The 15,925-nt window shown below is 63.9% G+C and carries 13 protein-coding genes; 5 read left to right on the top strand and 8 right to left on the bottom strand.

Features of this window, described 5'->3' with window-relative positions; genetic code table 11:
* Positions 1-135 precede the first annotated feature (135 nt).
* The 5 genes from CAP2UW1_RS09750 to CAP2UW1_RS09770 all read left to right on the top strand — a co-directional run bounded on the left by CAP2UW1_RS09750 (position 136) and on the right by CAP2UW1_RS09770 (position 7,791).
* Positions 136-948, top strand: coding sequence for a PEP-CTERM sorting domain-containing protein (locus tag CAP2UW1_RS09750; protein WP_015766454.1), 813 nt, complete (start codon positions 136-138; stop codon positions 946-948).
* Between the two features lie 785 nt (positions 949-1,733).
* Entirely contained in the window at positions 1,734-3,224 is a 1,491-nt protein-coding gene (locus CAP2UW1_RS09755) for an MraY family glycosyltransferase (protein ID WP_199931616.1), read from the top strand.
* 12 nt (positions 3,225-3,236) lie between these two features.
* A complete protein-coding gene (locus CAP2UW1_RS09760; protein ID WP_015766456.1) occupies positions 3,237-3,680 on the top strand; it encodes a low molecular weight protein-tyrosine-phosphatase in 444 nt (147 codons plus the stop codon).
* Positions 3,681-4,191: 511 nt separating this feature from the next.
* On the top strand, positions 4,192-5,391 hold the full coding sequence (locus CAP2UW1_RS09765) for a polysaccharide biosynthesis/export family protein (protein WP_015766457.1): 1,200 nt from the start codon (positions 4,192-4,194) through the stop codon (positions 5,389-5,391).
* Positions 5,392-5,526: 135 nt separating this feature from the next.
* On the top strand, positions 5,527-7,791 hold the full coding sequence (locus CAP2UW1_RS09770; RefSeq protein ID WP_015766458.1) for a polysaccharide biosynthesis tyrosine autokinase: 2,265 nt from the start codon (positions 5,527-5,529) through the stop codon (positions 7,789-7,791).
* A gap of 131 nt (positions 7,792-7,922) precedes the next feature.
* Here CAP2UW1_RS09770 and rlmB read toward each other — a convergent pair whose 3' ends face one another.
* From rlmB to CAP2UW1_RS09810, 8 genes are all read right to left on the bottom strand, one after another.
* Positions 7,923-8,675, bottom strand: a complete 753-nt coding sequence (gene rlmB / locus CAP2UW1_RS09775) for a 23S rRNA (guanosine(2251)-2'-O)-methyltransferase RlmB (RefSeq protein WP_015766459.1) — start codon at positions 8,673-8,675, stop codon at positions 7,923-7,925.
* Positions 8,676-8,792: 117 nt separating this feature from the next.
* Entirely contained in the window at positions 8,793-9,872 is a 1,080-nt protein-coding gene (locus tag CAP2UW1_RS09780; RefSeq protein WP_015766460.1) for a carboxysome shell carbonic anhydrase domain-containg protein, read from the bottom strand.
* An 8-nt stretch (positions 9,873-9,880) separates the two neighbouring features.
* The gene (locus tag CAP2UW1_RS09785) at positions 9,881-11,170 is read right to left on the bottom strand and encodes a sulfate adenylyltransferase subunit 1 (protein WP_015766461.1); all 1,290 of its coding nucleotides are present in this window, start codon (positions 11,168-11,170) and stop codon (positions 9,881-9,883) included.
* Complete coding sequence (cysD, locus tag CAP2UW1_RS09790) at positions 11,170-12,090, bottom strand: sulfate adenylyltransferase subunit CysD (protein WP_015766462.1); 921 nt, start codon at positions 12,088-12,090, stop codon at positions 11,170-11,172. The genes CAP2UW1_RS09785 and cysD overlap by 1 nt, the downstream gene beginning before the upstream one ends.
* Positions 12,091-12,118: 28 nt before the next feature.
* Positions 12,119-12,844 (bottom strand): phosphoadenylyl-sulfate reductase, encoded by a 726-nt coding sequence (locus tag CAP2UW1_RS09795; RefSeq protein WP_015766463.1) that lies wholly within the window; start codon positions 12,842-12,844, stop codon positions 12,119-12,121.
* On the bottom strand, positions 12,841-13,362 hold the full coding sequence (locus CAP2UW1_RS09800) for a DUF934 domain-containing protein (protein ID WP_015766464.1): 522 nt from the start codon (positions 13,360-13,362) through the stop codon (positions 12,841-12,843). Before CAP2UW1_RS09800 ends, CAP2UW1_RS09795 begins: the two co-directional genes overlap by 4 nt.
* Positions 13,355-15,064: a nitrite/sulfite reductase gene (locus CAP2UW1_RS09805; RefSeq protein WP_015766465.1), complete on the bottom strand. Its 1,710-nt coding sequence runs from the start codon at positions 15,062-15,064 to the stop codon at positions 13,355-13,357. Before CAP2UW1_RS09805 ends, CAP2UW1_RS09800 begins: the two co-directional genes overlap by 8 nt.
* 55 nt (positions 15,065-15,119) lie before the next feature.
* Positions 15,120-15,896: a sulfite exporter TauE/SafE family protein gene (locus CAP2UW1_RS09810; protein ID WP_015766466.1), complete on the bottom strand. Its 777-nt coding sequence runs from the start codon at positions 15,894-15,896 to the stop codon at positions 15,120-15,122.
* Positions 15,897-15,925 lie beyond the last annotated feature (29 nt).

A 15,925-nucleotide genomic window follows, 5' to 3' on the forward strand; every position in this document is an offset into this window, starting at 1 on the left:
GTTATAAATTATAGGCTTATATTTATTGGCATAGGTATTGCTTGTACGAGTGCAATGCGCTGTTTCAGAGGCGGCAGCGTCAGTGCAGGCGCCAGGGTCAGACGCACCCCAAAACGTTTTTTAGAGGACACGACTATGATGATAAAGAAACTTGTGCTGGCGGTCGGTGCGACCGTGGCTTTGGGTGGCGCCAGCGTTGCCCATGCTGGCTACCTCGAAACCGCGACGAACTTCAGGGCCAATTGGGAGTTCTCGGACTTCGGAAACGCTGACGGCGTGGTGAAGCTGAACTTCATCAAAGTTTCGGGAGTTCTGGAGTTCAACATTCCGCCTCCGGGCGCGTGGTTCGCGGAGCGCAAGGGTACCTACGCTTGGGATTATAACGGTGTCGCAGTGGCATCGCCGTCGCCGCCTATGGCCGCTGCGTGTGCGACGCTGGGCTTCGCGGGCTACGACGCTTGTACCTTCTCATCCACGTTTAAGCCGGCGGGCGCAGCGACGGGGAGCTACACCGACATTACCGGTACGCACTTCGTTTACGACTGGAACACCAATAAGTGGACTTCCGACGGCGTTTCGTACTCCGGTGGCGACTTTACTGCTTCGGGTAGCGGGCTGCTGTTGCTGTTGGGTGCTGCCCTCGGCCCGGGTGGCGGCGTCATCGCCGGCTTCTTGGGCAGTGGTACCGTGGCGGTGGAGCACACATTCGGTGACGATACTTGGAGTCTGACTCTGACGGAGAGCGATGGCCTCAATTTGGAAGCGACCCTTTATGGACTCGACAATGGGTCGATCATCGCACCGCCGTTCCCCCCCGGAAACAAGGATGGGCTGATCAACGGGCTGGTCTTTGCAAACGGTGCGGTGCACATTCCTGAGCCGGGTTCCCTGGCGCTCATGAGTTTGGCTCTCGTCGGGCTCGCTGCACGTCGGCGCAAAGCTGGGTGACAAGCTTCGATGGCAAGAGAAACGGCGGCGTTGGCCGCCGTTTTTTTTGTTGTGGCTGCTCGTCTTAGAGTATGACCCTGCGGCGGCTTCGGTGGGCTGCCGGCCCAGGCACGCCGGCCTCTTGCCAAAGTGGTGAAATGAAACGGGCAGCGGCTGGGTGGAGAAAAGGCGAAGCGCGTGCGCCCCTGGCCAGTTCCGCGTCCTCGTCTGGCACCACCGCGGCGGCTGGTGCCACGCGAGCCGTCTTGCCGCCAGGCGCCGACTTTCCGCTCAGGCGTCTGATTGCCGCCGCCTCGTCATTGCCGCTCGGAGACGCAGTGCAAGCGGGTGCTGGCGGTCGTTGATCCGTTCTGGTGTCGGAATTCTTTACACTCCCGTCCGAACTTGGTGAGGTGGTTCTGTAAGAGCATGTATTGAAATACATTTTGTGCCTTCTGTTTGTGGGCATTGTTCTTGCTTGGTGTTTTTTGGCACTTGCTTCTCTAGCGGCCTCCCGAGTCGGCCGGGTTGGACGGGTTGGACGGGTCGGTGGTCAGTGGTCAGCGTCGGAGGCATCGCGTCCTTGTCGGATCGTCGGAAGCTGAGCGCAGCGACCTTCGCGGCGGCAATGTGCTCGTTGCTTTGGTGGTCGAGCCGGTAAGTCACAGGGCGTCAGCAGTCACTCTACAACACGCGCGTGGCGTAGAATGGCGTCTGGCTGCGGACTGAACGAGCAGTGGAGGCGAGTCTTGGAGTTGACTGTTTTATTTGTTTTTTGCGTCGCGATTTCCGGTGTTGCGATACGCTTGAGCAGTTCTCTGGCGCGTCGTCTTGGGGTCATGGACGAGCCTGGCGAGCACAAGCAGCACGGTGACCGCACGCCGTTTGTCGGCGGCGTCGGCATCATGGTTGTGCTCTTGAGTATCTTCCCGCTGGCGGATCTTGGTTTCTCGCGCGTGTCGCTGGATTCGGTCGGCGCCATTGGCCTTGTCGCCGTGGTGATCTTCCTTACTGGGCTGGCTGATGACGTCTGGCACCTCGCGGTGAAGCCGCGTCTGCTGGTGCAGGCGATTGCCGCGCTGTTGATGGTCTTCGTCGGTGGTGTGGAATTGCGGTCTTTCGGCGAGCTTTTTCCGGGGGTCACGCTTGATCTCGGGCTGCTGGGCGTGCCCTTGACGGTCTTCGCGACCATTGGTCTGATCAACGCCCTCAACATGATTGACGGTATCGATGGGTTGTCGGGCTCGGTCAGTCTGGTCAGTCTGGGCCTGATCGCCCTGATCGCCCATCACGGACACGACGCTACCTATTTCGTGCTGCTTGTCGCGCTGATGGGCGGCGTCGTCGGCTTCCTCGGCTACAACCTGCGCTATGCCGGTAACAGTCGAGCCCGGGTCTTCCTTGGGGACAACGGCAGCATGCTGCTTGGATTCGTTTTTGCGTGGTCGCTGATCGCGCTTTCGCAGGCAACGGAGGGCCGGCAGCCGGTGATGACTCCGGTGACCGCTCTGTGGTTGTTCGCCTTGCCGCTGATGGATACCGTTGGCGTCATGTTGCGGCGCATCTGGCTTGGCAAGTCCCCGTTTCGCGCCGACCGCCACCACTTGCATCACCTGTTCATCCGCGCCGGATTTCGGGTCTGTGACATCGTTGCGCTGGCCGTGGCCATGCAGTTCGTTTTCGGACTGCTCGGCGTTGGCGGCCTCTGGCTGGGTGTGCCGGAGTATGTGATGTTCTGGCTGTTCGTGCTGGTTTTTGCGGCCTATGCCTTCGTGATTGCCCGTCCGTGGCGTCTGGTGCCCTGGCTGCGCCGGCTGAGCCGTCGTCTCGGCTTGCCGTCTGTCGAGGTGCGTGGCATCTTCGTCGGTTATTTCCGCCAGGAGGCTTATCGGGAGGTTGTCGGCGTGGTTGCCGCTGGACTCGGCCGAGGTTATGACTACCAGATCAGTGTGTACCGGGCCGAACGATCCGCTGCCGACGGGCGCAACGTCTATTGTCTGGTGCATGTCCCCGTAGTCGGCAGTGATCACCTGATAGGCATCATTCACCGTGACGCCTTGCGTATCAGGAGACGTCTGCTTCGCCGGCAAGGTGGGGTCGAGGTCCGGCTGTTCCTGTGCCGGGGCAGCGAGCTGGACCCGCACGAGAGCGGCGCTTCCTCACAAGGCATGGCCGGTCGCAGCCGAACTGTCGATCGTCGCGGTATGTGCAGTACCCTGATCTACTCTACTGAACGTGGCGACGGAATGGGTGCGAGTGACCAGGTCGGCTTTGAAGTCAGTGTTCCTCCAGCATGAAGGCGAACTGAGGTGTTCAAGAGGGTCCTAACCGTTTGCACTGGCAACATCTGCCGCAGCCCAGCCGCAGAGTTCCTTTTGCGTCGGCGAATCGAAGAGGTTGGCAGGCCGGTGGAGGCGCACTCGGCCGGCATCGGAGCACTGGTCAATCACCCGGCCGAAGAAACCACTCGGACGATGCTGCAGGCCCGCGGGGTCGATCTGAGTGTACACCGGGCCAGCCAGTTGACCCCAGAACGTCTGCGCTGGGCCGAACTGATTCTGGTCATGGAGAAGCACCACCGCGACGCGGTGCTGGCAATGGATCCGACCGCCCGCGGCAAGACCTTCCTCCTCGGCCACTGGACCCAGACCGAAATCCCCGATCCGTATCGACGCGGCGATGCGGCGCACGCAGAAGCTCTCCGACTGATCGAAGCCGCGGTAGAGCCCTGGGTGCATAAGCTCTGCTGTTAGCCGCAGCGCCGCGCAGGAGGTACCCGAATCTGTCGTGTCGGGTGTCCCGCAGATGAGGCTCGAGGCGCGGGAAAGGAAACTGGCGGGGGTGCCCCGTGTCGTGCGAGGATTGTCGGCTCGTCAGGCGATGTACCCTCGGCGAGTGCGGGTAGCCGTCATTGCCTGCATGGGGGGTGACGCGAGTGGCTCGCACCGGTGTCCATAAGTCTCAAGGGGCAGCGACGCGAAGCACGCGCAAGCGGAACCGACCGGGGCCGTCGTTTGCGCGCACTGCAGCAATGCTGCTGGATCGAGAGGCTGCTGACTCCCAAGTCGCGGCATCGCAGGGCAGTCCCCGCGACAGCGCAGAGGGCGTAGCGAGTCTACCCGGTCGCCTGCGCCGTTTCTTTGCGGCGACCAAGAAGGGCTCGATGGCTTTGCGGTGGATCCGCGGGGCGTGTAAACTTCGCCGCGCCGGCCGTAGAGAGCGCGTCAGCAACGGAGATTGAGGAACAGAGATGAGGAATTCAGCATGAGGTTATCGTCTGCCGTGCCTGACAGGATCCGGCGTTTCCTGCTTGCTCTGATTGCCAGTACGCTTGCCGGCTGCAGTATCGTTCCCGGCAACCAGAGCTACAGCAACCGTGAGGAATCGGACGTCCGGCTGCCGGTGCAGCAGGGCGATGTGCTCGCGCCGGCCAACGTCAAGATCAAACCGATTACCGCCGAACTGATCATCGACATGTTCAAGGTGGCGCGGCCGCCGGTTGGCGACGGGACCAGCGCCGCCAAGGTAGCGACCCAGAACAGCCCGCGGCCCGGCGGAACGGATGTCAAACCGGTACCCGAATACAGACTCGGTCCGGGCGACATCATTTCGATCATCGTCTGGGACCATCCGGAGCTGACCATCCCGGCCGGTAGCTTCCGTACGGCTGAACAGGCCGGTACTGTCATTGCCGATGATGGCACCATCTTCTTTCCCTATGCGGGGGTTCTCAAGGTTCAGGGAAAGACGACGAGCGAGGTGCGCACCTTGCTGTCGGCAAGGCTGGCGAAGTACATCGAGAAAGTCCAGCTCGATGTCCGGATGGTCGCCTTCCGTAGCCAGCAGGTCTATGTCGTTGGTGAAGTCGCCAAGCCGGGTATCCAGCAGGTGACGGACATCCCGATGACGATTCTCGAGGCCGTCAATCGAGCTGGTGGTTTCACGCCTGAGGCCGATTACAGCCGCGTCCTGCTGACGCGTCGCGGCACGACTTATCTCGTCGATATCCAGGCGATGTACGACTACGGCGCCACTGAGCAGAACGCTCTGCTCGAGCAAGGCGACATCGTCAACGTGTCGGACCGCAGCTACAACAAGATCTTCGTACTGGGCGAGATCGCCAAGCCGGGGTCGCTGGTGATGAACAAGAAGCGTTCGACGCTCGCCGAAGCGCTCAGCGATGCCGGCTACATCAACCAGAACACTTCCGATCCACGCTGGATCTATGTGATGCGCGGCAACACCGATACGCCGGAGGTCTTCCATCTGGACTCGCGGCTGCCTGACGCGATGCTGCTTGCCGACCGTTTCCCCCTGCGTCCGCGCGACATCGTCTACGTCGATGCCGCGGCCGTCGTTCGCTGGCAGCGGGTGATTGCCAACATCCTGCCGACCGCAACGATGCTCAATCTGACCAGCCAGACGCAGTTTCCGCTCTTCGGTGCGCGGCAGCCACCGTTCTGACCCTGACCCGGGCCGTCTCGAGCTTGTGGCGGCCGCGGCGGGCCGGTGCCGGGCTCTCTTCCCCGAGCATGGCGGCCTGCTCACCACGCCCAGGCGCCCCGACGGGGCCCTGGGGAACGCAATTTCGGATGACCCATGGACAATGATCAGATCACGCCTCCGTTCAACTCCCCCGGCACATCGGGTTTGACCGGAGCCCAGACGCCAGTGCGGTCTACCCCGCAGATCTCCCCCGACGAGGAGGACGAAGGCCTGGCGCTCGGCGAGATCATCGCCGTTCTCATCGACTACCGTTGGCTGATCGCGGCGATCAGCCTCGCGGCACTGGTTCTGGGTCTGGCGTGGCTGTTTGTCGCCAAGCCGGTCTACCGGGCCGATGGCTTGCTGCAGATCGAGGAGAAGAGTTCTGGCGTCGGTTCGCTCAAGGCCTTGCAGCCGCTCCTCGGCGACGATACGACCGTCTCGGCCGAGCTCGAGATCCTCAGTTCGCGCATGGTGCTCGGACGGGTGGTCGGCAAGCTCAAGCTCGATATCATCGCCAAGCCGCGAACCCTGCCGTTGATTGGTGCCGCCGTCGCGCGGCGCTATCAGGGCGATGAGCCGAACTCGCCGTGGCTGGGGCTTTCGAGTTTCGCCTGGGGCGGTGAGCGGATTCAGGTCGACTCGCTCGACGTGCCGGCGCAGGCGCTCGATGAGACACTCACGCTGATCGCCGGGGAGGGCGGTAGCTTCGAACTGGTCGACAACGACGATCAGCAGGTCGTCAAGGGAAAGGTCGGCGTGCGCGGCAGTGGCCAGGGGTACTCGATCTTTGTTGCGCAACTCAAAGCGCGGCCGGGAACCCGCTTTCGGCTGACCAAGCTTTCCGCGGAGTCGGCAATCGACGACGTGCGGCGTCGCTACTCGGTCAAGGAGCGTGGCAAGAAGTCGGGAGTCCTCGAGTTGAGCCTGACGGGGCCCGATCCTGAGGAGATCGGCCTCGTCCTCGATGACATTCTGAATACTTACGTCCGCCAGAATGTCGAGCGTCGTTCCGCCGAAGCCGAGAAAACGCTCAAGTTCCTCGAAACCCAGTTGCCGGCTCTCAAGAAGGAGAGCGATAACGCCGAGGCGGCGTACAACAACTATCGTCAGAATCGCGGTTCTCTGGATCTCAACCTCGAGACGCAGGGCATTCTCAAGTCGCTTGTCGAGGTCGAGAACGCGGCGGTCCTGCTCAAGCAGGAACGCGACGAACTGCGTCAGCATTTCACACCGGAACACCCCAGGATTCAGGCGATGGACAACAAGCTGCAGCGCCTGAATGAACGGCGCAAGCAGTTTGAGGGGGAAGTCTCGCGTCTGCCCGACACGCAGCAGACGGTTCTCAGGCTCGCGCGCGATGTCGAGGTTTCTACCAAGCTATACACCGAACTTCTCAATACCGCACAACAGTTGCGGGTATCCAAGGCCGGCACGGTTGGCGATGTGCGCGTCATCGACATCGCCGCTGTCGGTCGCGAACCGGTCGGCGCCAAACCGGTCGCGATCCTCGGGATTGCCCTGTTGCTCGGCTTGCTGGTGAGCATGGTCGCCATCTGGCTCCTGCGCTCGCTGCGTGTGGTCGTTGAAGACCCGGAAATCATCGAGTCACAGCTCGGTCTGCCGGTTTACGCGACGGTGCCGCACTGCCAGACAGAGATTGATCTGCATCGTCGGGCGAAAGTCGGTGAAGCCAGCGAACTGCTGGCTGTGGCTTACCCGGAGGAAGACGCCGTGGAGAGCCTGCGCGGCCTGCGCACGACGCTTCATTTCGCGCTCCTCGACGCCCAGCGCAACTCACTGCTGATCACCGGATCGAGCCCAGGTCTGGGCAAGAGTTTCATTTCGAAGAATCTGGGTGCCGTCCTGGCACAGGTCGGGAAACGCGTCGTCATCGTCGATGCCGACTTGCGCAGGGGCCATATCCACAAGGAGTTCGGGTTGCCTCGCGCGGTCGGGGTCTCGGAGTATGTTGCCGGGCAGGCGAGTCTCGACGAGATCCTGAAGACCTCGTCGGTGCCCAACATGTGGGTGGTGACGACCGGTCAGATTCCCCCGAATCCGTCGGAGTTGTTGATGCATCAGCGTTTCGAAGCGCTGCTCGGCGAACTCGGGGCGCGTTTTGACACGGTGATCGTCGATGCTCCGCCGGTGCTGGCGGTTTCCGATGCGGCGATCATCGGACGGCATGTCGGTGCGACGCTGATGGTCGCGCGCGCCGGCAAACACCCGATTCGCGAACTGGAGCAGGCGGTCAAGCGCCTCAATCAGGCGGGCGTGCAGGTTCGGGGCTTCGTCTTCAACGATCTCAACGTCAACCGGCAGCGCTACCGTTACGGCTACAAGGGCTACGTCTACCGCTACTCGTACAAGAGCTGACCGCCCGGGGTGACGCCGGGGCGCGCCGTCTGCACCCTTCGAAAGCGCAAGGGCGAGGGGGTCGCGGGGGGGGGGCGTGGTGTCGCTCCCGGCGCTCCGTACGGGCCGGCGCGTGCTGGGGGGCTAGCTGGCTAGAGGTCTACGGCCGGGTTGCGGCGCCTTCGTGCCTCGTAAAGGCACACGCCGGTCGCCACCGAGACGTTCAGGCTGGCGACCGAGCCGAGCATGGGAATACTCACCAGTTGGTCGCAGGTTTCGCGAGTCAGTCGGCGCAGTCCGTCGCCTTCGGCACCGAGCACCCAGGCGGTGGCGGTTGACCACTGGGCGGCGTAAAGATCGTCCTTGGCCAGCGCATCCGTGCCGATGACCCAGATGTCGCGTTCCTTCATTTCGCGCAGGGCGCGGGCGAGATTCGTCACCGTGATGTACGGCACTGTCTCGGCAGCGCCACTGGCCACCTTAACTGCTGTCTGCGTCAGACCGACCGCGCGGTCCTTGGGGGCAATCACGGCGTGCGCGCCGACGGCGTCGGCTACCCGCAGGCAGGCTCCGAGGTTGTGCGGATCCTGGATGCCATCGAGGACGAGCAGGAAGGGCGGCTCGTCGAGCGTGTCGAGCACGTCGTCCAGCGTCACGTGGCGCTGCGTCGCGCCCACGGTGGCGATGACGCCCTGGTGCCTGGCGCCCGGCGCCAGTGCTTCCAGTCGGGCCGGATCGACCGGCATGACGCGCACTGCGGCGAACTCCGCATGCGCCACCAGATCGCGCAGACGGGCATCGTGGCGACTGGCGTCGACGTAGATCTCGCGCACCGCACCAGGATCGTGCCGCAACTTGGCGAGGGTGGAATGGAAACCGAAGATCAGGCGTGAGTGCGTGGACATGGACGAGGCCGAGGTGGGAAGAGGCGGCGATTCTAACAGCTTGTTCCCGGTCCGACGGTTGGCGTGGCAACCGTCGTTACCGCCGGCTGGTGCTGACGACGCCGGTGGGCGCTTTCTTCACTTCCCGACGACGGCGATGGTCTCGAGAGTGCGCGAGCGCCAGTCGAGTACGGCCGTGCGGATGGCCATCTGCTCGCCGAGGCGCGGAAACTCGGCGCGGATGACGTCGGCAGCGAAGGTCGACAGAAAGCGTGACTTGAGTTCCGCGCGGGCGCGGTCGACGCCGATTTCGTCGTACGGTACCGAGGCGAGGAGCAGGAAGCCGTCGTTCGGGATGCGGCCGGCCAGCATGTTGGCTTCGATGATGCCGGCGGCACGGCGAATCGGCACGTCGAGATTCGGACTGTAGGGGCCGATGATCAGCGCGATGTTGGGCGTATGCAGGAAGTCGAAGCCGCGACCGAGGCAGATCATCCACTCGCGATGTTCGATGTCGAGCAGGCGCTCGTTGCGGCGAATCTGCGCCCGCACGTTCTCGATGTGTTCGAGGTTGCCGTAGAGCAAGGGCAGCAGATCGGCGCGCATGCGGGCCGGCATGTCGGGCAGCAGCGCGGCGAGGCGGAGTTCGAGCGTCGCCCTGTCGGTCGACGTCAGCGTCGCCAGATCGAGTTTGTCGCCGGCCGTGCCGTGGATCACCAGCGCATCCTCGTCGGTTTCGAAACCGCAGACCAGCGGATAGACGGTGCCGTGATCGGTGCCGAAAATGTATTCGACCTGGCGGCGAATCTCGTAGGTGTGGGCGATCGCCGCTGCCGTGTCGTACTGGAAGCCGGCGCAGCCGCGACGCGGGTCGCCTTGTGAGTAGTGGTAGGTTACCAGGAAAACCACGTGGCGGCCGGCGCTGACGACGCGCTGCACATGGTGGGCGAGCACCTCGCCGAGGTGCGGCCAGCCGAGATCGAAGATGCCGCCAAGGTTGCGGAAGGGCATCAGGATGCCGACCGGCGTGTTGGTCGCCACCGGGATGTTGATGCGGCCGTCCATGCACTTCAGCACGGCGATGGCTGTCGGATGCTCGGCGAGATAGTGCTCGCGCGCCAACCAGGCTTCCGGGCTGCGAAAGATCGTACTGTGACGCTCGGCCAAGCCGAACAGCCAGTCGATGCGTTCCTCTATCGGTTTGCCGTGGATATCCATGTCGGGGCTCAGACGATCATGCCCGCGGCGACGGTGTTGTTCGACGATTCGTCGATGACGATGAAGGCGCCGGTGCCGCGGCTCTCGGCATAGGGGTCGGCAAAGATCGGCTGCGCCAGTTTGAAGCTGACCCGGGCGATGTCGTTCATCGCCAGGCGCTCGGCCGCCTGCTGCTCCATGCTGTTGATGTCGACGCGAAAGGCGATGCCGGCGAGCATCGCCTTGCTGTCGCGCGTGGTGTGTCGCAGGAGATACTTTCGGCGCGGATCGAGCGGCGACTCGGAAAGCCAGCAGAGCATGGCGTCGATCTGTCTGGCGATTTTCGGCAACTCGCCGGTCTTGACGATCATGTCGCCGCGCGAGATGTCGATCTCGTCCTCGAGGAGGATCGTCACGGACTGCTCGGCAACGGTCCGGGGTAGCGACTCGCCGAGAATCTGGATGTCCTTGACGCGCGTCTCGCGTCCGGAAGGGAGGACGGTCACCGCGTCGCCGATCGCCAGTTCGCCGGACTCGACGCGGCCCATGAAGCCGCGATAGTCGTGCAGTTCCGGGTTGGCGGCGTCCTGCGGGCGGCACACGTACTGCACCGGGAAGCGGAACTTCTCGGCGTGCTCGCCGTGCAGCGCCGGGACGTTCTCGAGGATATCGAGCAGCGTCGGCCCGTCGTACCAGTCCAGACGCTCGCCACGGTCCACGATCATGTCGCCGTTGAGCGCCGACATGGGGATGAAGCGCACGTCGGTGATTCCCAATGCGGTGGCGAAAGCCAGGTAGTCGCTCCTGATCCGGGCGAAAGTTGCCGGCGAGTAGTCCACGAGGTCCATCTTGTTCACCGCGACGACGATGTGTGGAATGCCGACCAGGTGGGCCAGATAGGAGTGGCGGCGGGTTTGCGTCAGCACACCCTTGCGGGCGTCGATGAGGATGATGGCCAGGTCGGCGGTGGACGCCGCGGTGACCATGTTGCGGGTGTACTGCTCGTGGCCCGGCGCGTCCGCAATGATGTACTTGCGCGTCCCGGTCGTGAAGTAGCGGTAGGCGACGTCGATGGTGATTCCCTGCTCGCGTTCGGCCTGTAGTCCGTCGGTCAACAGCGACAGGTCGACGATGTCGAGCCCGCGCCTGGCCGAGGTGCGCTGGATGGCGTGCAGGGTGTCGGCGAGGATGGTTTTGCTGTCGAAGAGCAGGCGGCCGATCAGCGTGCTCTTGCCGTCATCGACGCTGCCGCAGGTCAGGAAGCGCAGCAGGCCGTTGTCCGGAATGGCTTCGGTGGGGAGTTTCTCGATCGCGGACATCAGAAGTAACCTTCCTTCTTGCGTTGTTCCATCGACGCGTCCGACGTTTGGTCGTCGAGACGGGTGGCGCCGCGCTCGGTGATCGTCGTGATCGCGGTTTCGGCGATGATCGCGGTGACACTGGCGGCGTCCGATTCCACCGGCGCCGTGCACGTGATGTCGCCGACGGTGCGAAAGCGCACCATCAGATTCTCGATGCTGTCGCCGGGTCTCGCCGGCGTCACCTCGGTGACCGGCAACAGGCCGCCGCTGCGGCGCACGATCGGCCGGCGGTGGGCGAAGTAGATCGACGGCAAGGCCAGGTGCTCGCGTTCGATGTACTGCCAGACGTCGATTTCGGTCCAGTTGGAGATCGGGAAGACACGCATGTTCTCACCCTTGAAACTGCGCGCGTTGTACAGGTCCCATAGCTCGGGCCGCTGGTTTTTCGGGTCCCACTGGCCGAATTCGTCGCGGAAAGAGAAGATGCGCTCCTTGGCGCGTGCCTTCTCCTCATCCCGTCGCGCGCCGCCGATGCAGGCGTCGAAGCCAAACTCCTCGATCGCTTCGAGCAGGGTCACCGACTGGTGCTTGTTACGCGGTTCGTCGGCGGATTTCAGTACCACCGTCCCGCGCGCCATCGAATCCTCGACCGAGCGAACGATCAGGCGCTCGCCGAGTTCGGCCGCCCGCCGGTCACGGAAGTCGGTGACCTCGCGGTAGTTGTGGCCGGTGTCGATGTGCATCAGCGGGAACGGAAAGCGGCCCGGGCGGAAAGCCTTTTCGGCGATGCGCAGCATGCAGATCGAATCCTTGCCGCCCGAGAAGAGGAGGACCGGATTGCTGCACTGGCCGGCGACCTCGCGCATGATGTGGATGGCTTCGGATTCGAGCCAGTCGAGGTGGGAAAGGGTGACTCGCGAGAGCGTTGCAGTACTCATGGTTGACCTGTGTCTGATCCTTGGGGCTTCAGGCGCGCTTGCTGTGCAAGCCGCATTCCTTCGATTGTGGATTCTCCCACCACCAGCGGCCGGCGCGGACATCTTCTCCAGGCGTGATCGGCCGCGTGCACGGCGCGCAGCCGATGCTCGGGTAGAACTTGTCGTGCAGCGCGTTGTAGGGCACCGCATGCTGCTTGAGGTAGGCCCACACTTCGCGCTCGCTCCAGTCGGCGAGCGGGTTGAACTTCTCCAGGCCGCCGTTGCTGGCGTCGAAACTGCGCGTCGGCAAGCCTTCGCGGGTCGCCGCCTGACTGGCGCGCAGACCGGTGATCCACGCCTTGTGGCCGGCGAGGGCGCGCTGCAAGGGCTCGACCTTGCGTACGAAGCAGCAGCCCTTGCGCAGGTCCACCGATTCGTAGAAGGCGTTGATACCGTTTTCACGCGTCCACGTCTCGACCAGATCGTGGCGCGGGTAGTAGAGCCGCAGCGCCAGGCCGTAGTGCTTCTTGACTTCGGCGATCAGGTCATAGGTTTCGAGCGGCAGGCGGCCGGTGTCGAGCGAAAAGATGTCGATGGCGAGCTGGTCGCGGACGATCAGGTCGGTGAGGACCATGTCTTCGGCGCCGAGGCTGCAGGCGAAAGCCGCCGGCGAGAAATCGTCGGCAATCTCGCGCAACAGCCGGCGTGCGGCGTCGACGCGCGTCGCCAGGCCCTCGAGCAGCGTCGGGTCGTCAAGATGGAGTCTGGCGTTCATGCCGCCTCCCGGGCGAAGCGCCGCCGAAACAGCGGTTGCGGCTGGTCGGCAGCCGCCTGGTAGGTCTCGCTGAAGACCCGCAGGCCGGCCAGAGCCTTGTCGATGTCCTTGTTGGCGCGCAGCGCATAGGCATCGATGCCGCAACGACGCATGTAGAAGATCTGGTCCTGCAGGACATCGCCAAGGGCGCGAATCTCGCCCGCGTAGTGGTAGCGCTCGCGCAGCAGCCGGGCGGTCGAATAGCTGCGGCCGTCGGTGAATTTCGGGAAATTGACGCCGATCACCGCGAAGCGTGCGATGTCGGCGGCCAGTGCCTCCGGCCCTTCGTGGCTGTCGAGCCAGACACCAAGCGGCGCGGGCGTGGCGATCAGTTCGTCGCGGCGGGTGAGCCAGACGGCGAGCGGCACCAGCGCCGGTTCGGCAGGCAGCCTGAGCGACTCGGGCGTGTCGCCTTCGGCCAGTGTCAGCACCTGCCAGTTGTCGTCGACGATGCTCTCGTTCTTGATGATCCTAGGCATTGACCAGTTCCTTTTCGTTGCTGTCCACTTTCGCCACGCGTCGCCGGTCACGCCCGGCGTAGGCGCGCGCCTTGAACGGTTCGATGCCAATCCGCTGCAGGGTGTCGATGAAGCGCTCGCTGTCGCCGCGGTTTTCGCGATAGACGTCGATCAGCGCCTCGATGACCAGAGGCACTTCCTGCGCATAGAACGAGGGCCCGATCACCTTGCCGATCGTCGCGGCGTTACCCTGCTGCCCGCCGACGGTGATCTGGTACCACTCCTCGTTGTTCTTGTCGACGCCGAGGATGCCGATGTTGGCAACATGATGGTGCCCGCAGGAGTTCATGCAGCCCGAGATGTTGAGTGAGATGTCGCCGATGTCGTACAGGTAGTCGAGGTCGTCGAACTTCTGCTGCACCGCGTCGGCAATCGGGATCGAGCGGGCGTTGGCGAGCGCGCAGAGGTCGCCACCGGGACAGCAGATCATGTCGGTCAGCAGGCCGATGTTGGCCGTCGCCAGCCGGTGGCTGCGCGCGATCTGCCAGACTTCGTACAGATCGCGCTGCCTGATGTCGGCAAGGACCACGTTCTGCTCGTGAGTGACGCGCAGTTCGCCGAAGCTGAAGCGGTCGGCGAGGTCGGCGACCGCCAGCATCTGCGCGTCAGTGATGTCGCCGGGAGCGACCCCGGGTGCTTTCAGGGAGAGGGTGACGGCGGCGTAGCCGGGCGTTTTGTGCACATGCACGCAACGCTTGACCCAGTTGGCAAAAGCCTTGTCGCTGCTCAGTCGTGCCGCATGCGCCGAGTCTTCCGCGGGCAGTGTTTCCCAGGGCGGGGGTGCAAAATGGTGGGCGATGCGTGCGAACTCGGCATCGGGTACCGTCGTCGGACCATCCTGCAGGTACGCCCACTCCGCGTCGACCTGCCGGGCAAACTCCTCGATACCGAGCGCCTGCACGAGGATCTTGATGCGCGCCTTGTACATGTTATCGCGGCGCCCGTATCGGTTATAGACGCGCAGGATCGCATCGAGGTAGGAGAGCAGGTGCCGGCGCGGCAGGAACTCGCGGATCAGCTTGCCGAGGATGGGCGTGCGCCCGAGGCCGCCACCGACGAAGACCCGGAAGCCGATCTCGCCGGTGTCGTCGATCACGAGGCCGAGGCCGATGTCGTGCGCCCGAATCACCGCACGATCGTCGGCCGCGGCATTGACGGCGATCTTGAACTTGCGTGGCAGGTAGGCAAACTCCGGGTGGAAGGTTGACCACTGGCGCAGCAGTTCGCAGTAAGGACGTGGATCGGTGATCTCGTCGGGCGCGCAGCCGGCGAAGTGGTCGGTGGTGATGTTGCGCACGCAATTGCCCGAGGTCTGCACGGCGTGCATTTCGACGCTCGCCAGTTCGCCCAGGATGTCCGGCGTCTCTTCGAGCTGCGGCCAGTTGAGTTGCATGTTCTGGCGTGTCGTGAAGTGCCCGACGCCGCGGTCGTAGCGGCGCGAGATCTCGGCCAGCTTGCGCAGTTGCGCGGCCGCCAGCATGCCGTAGGGGATGGCGATGCGCAGCATCGGGCCGTGCCGCTGGATGTACAGGCCGTTCTGCAGGCGTAGCGGGCGCAATTCGTCCACCGAGAGTTCGCCGGCCAGATGGCGGGCCATCTGGTCGCGGTACTGGGCGACGCGCTCGTCGATGATCCGTTGGTCAGTAGTGTCGTAGCGATACATCGCTCGTTCCTTTGATGAATGAGGGCTGGGTTGGCGTCAGGTGCCACCCTGGCACTTACAGGGCAATCAGTTTGCCACCGATCAGCACCAGCATGCCGGCGAGGATCGGGCGCAGACAGCGGTCCGGTACCTTTGCCGAGGCGTGGCTGCCGAGCCAGATCCCGGGTAGCGAGCCGAGCAGCAGGCTGCCGAGCAGCGACCAGTCGACGCTGCCGATCAGCCAGTGGCCCAGACCGGCGACCAGCGTCAGCGGCACGGCGTGCGCGACGTCGCTACCGATGATCCTGATCGCCGGCAGGCGGGGGTACAGGTAGAAAAGCACCGCGACGCCGAGTGCGCCGGCGCCGACCGAAGAAACCGATACCAGCACGCCGAGCAGGGCGCCGACAGCTACCGTGATGGGTGCCCGCAACTGCGTGTGCGCCGCGTCGTCGGCGTGCGCCAGTGCCTGCTGCTGCAGCTTCTGGCGAAAGATGATCGCTGCAGCGGTAAGCAGCAAGGCGATTCCCAGCGAGAACGAGATGACCTGCGAGACTTCCGGACTTCGCTTGGGCAGAAACGACAGCGCCCAGACGGTCAGGGCCGCGGCCGGAATGCTGCCGGTTGCCAGCAGGCGGGTCACTTGCCAGTCCACGTGCCCCTTCTTGGCGTGGACGACAGTCCCGCCGGCCTTGGTGATCGCGGCATAGAGCAGATCGGTGCCTACCGCCGTCGCCGGGTGGACGCCGAAAAGCAGTACCAGCAGCGGCGTCATCAGCGAGCCGCCGCCGACGCCGGTGAGCCCGACGATGGCGCCGACGACAAACCCCGACAAGGTGTACATCCAGTCCATGACGGCGCGCCGCAACAAGAAAGAGGGCG

This window comes from Candidatus Accumulibacter phosphatis (assembly GCF_000024165.1).
In the GTDB taxonomy this organism is placed as follows: Bacteria; Pseudomonadota; Gammaproteobacteria; order Burkholderiales; family Rhodocyclaceae; genus Accumulibacter; species Accumulibacter phosphatis.

Bases quoted from the DNA above. Each gene is read 5' to 3' on its own strand.
- CAP2UW1_RS09750 (WP_015766454.1), top strand. From the start codon at position 136: ATGATGATAAAGAAACTTGTGCTGGCGGTCGGTGCGACCGTGGCTTTG.
- CAP2UW1_RS09765 (WP_015766457.1), top strand. From the start codon at position 4,192: ATGAGGTTATCGTCTGCCGTGCCTGACAGGATCCGGCGTTTCCTGCTT.
- CAP2UW1_RS09770 (WP_015766458.1), top strand. From the start codon at position 5,527: ATGGACAATGATCAGATCACGCCTCCGTTCAACTCCCCCGGCACATCG.
- rlmB (WP_015766459.1), bottom strand. From the start codon at position 8,675: ATGTCCACGCACTCACGCCTGATCTTCGGTTTCCATTCCACCCTCGCC.
- CAP2UW1_RS09780 (WP_015766460.1), bottom strand. From the start codon at position 9,872: ATGGATATCCACGGCAAACCGATAGAGGAACGCATCGACTGGCTGTTC.
- CAP2UW1_RS09785 (WP_015766461.1), bottom strand. From the start codon at position 11,170: ATGTCCGCGATCGAGAAACTCCCCACCGAAGCCATTCCGGACAACGGC.
- cysD (WP_015766462.1), bottom strand. From the start codon at position 12,090: ATGAGTACTGCAACGCTCTCGCGAGTCACCCTTTCCCACCTCGACTGG.
- CAP2UW1_RS09795 (WP_015766463.1), bottom strand. From the start codon at position 12,844: ATGAACGCCAGACTCCATCTTGACGACCCGACGCTGCTCGAGGGCCTG.
- CAP2UW1_RS09800 (WP_015766464.1), bottom strand. From the start codon at position 13,362: ATGCCTAGGATCATCAAGAACGAGAGCATCGTCGACGACAACTGGCAG.
- CAP2UW1_RS09805 (WP_015766465.1), bottom strand. From the start codon at position 15,064: ATGTATCGCTACGACACTACTGACCAACGGATCATCGACGAGCGCGTC.
- CAP2UW1_RS09810 (WP_015766466.1), bottom strand. From the start codon at position 15,896: ATGGACTGGATGTACACCTTGTCGGGGTTTGTCGTCGGCGCCATCGTC.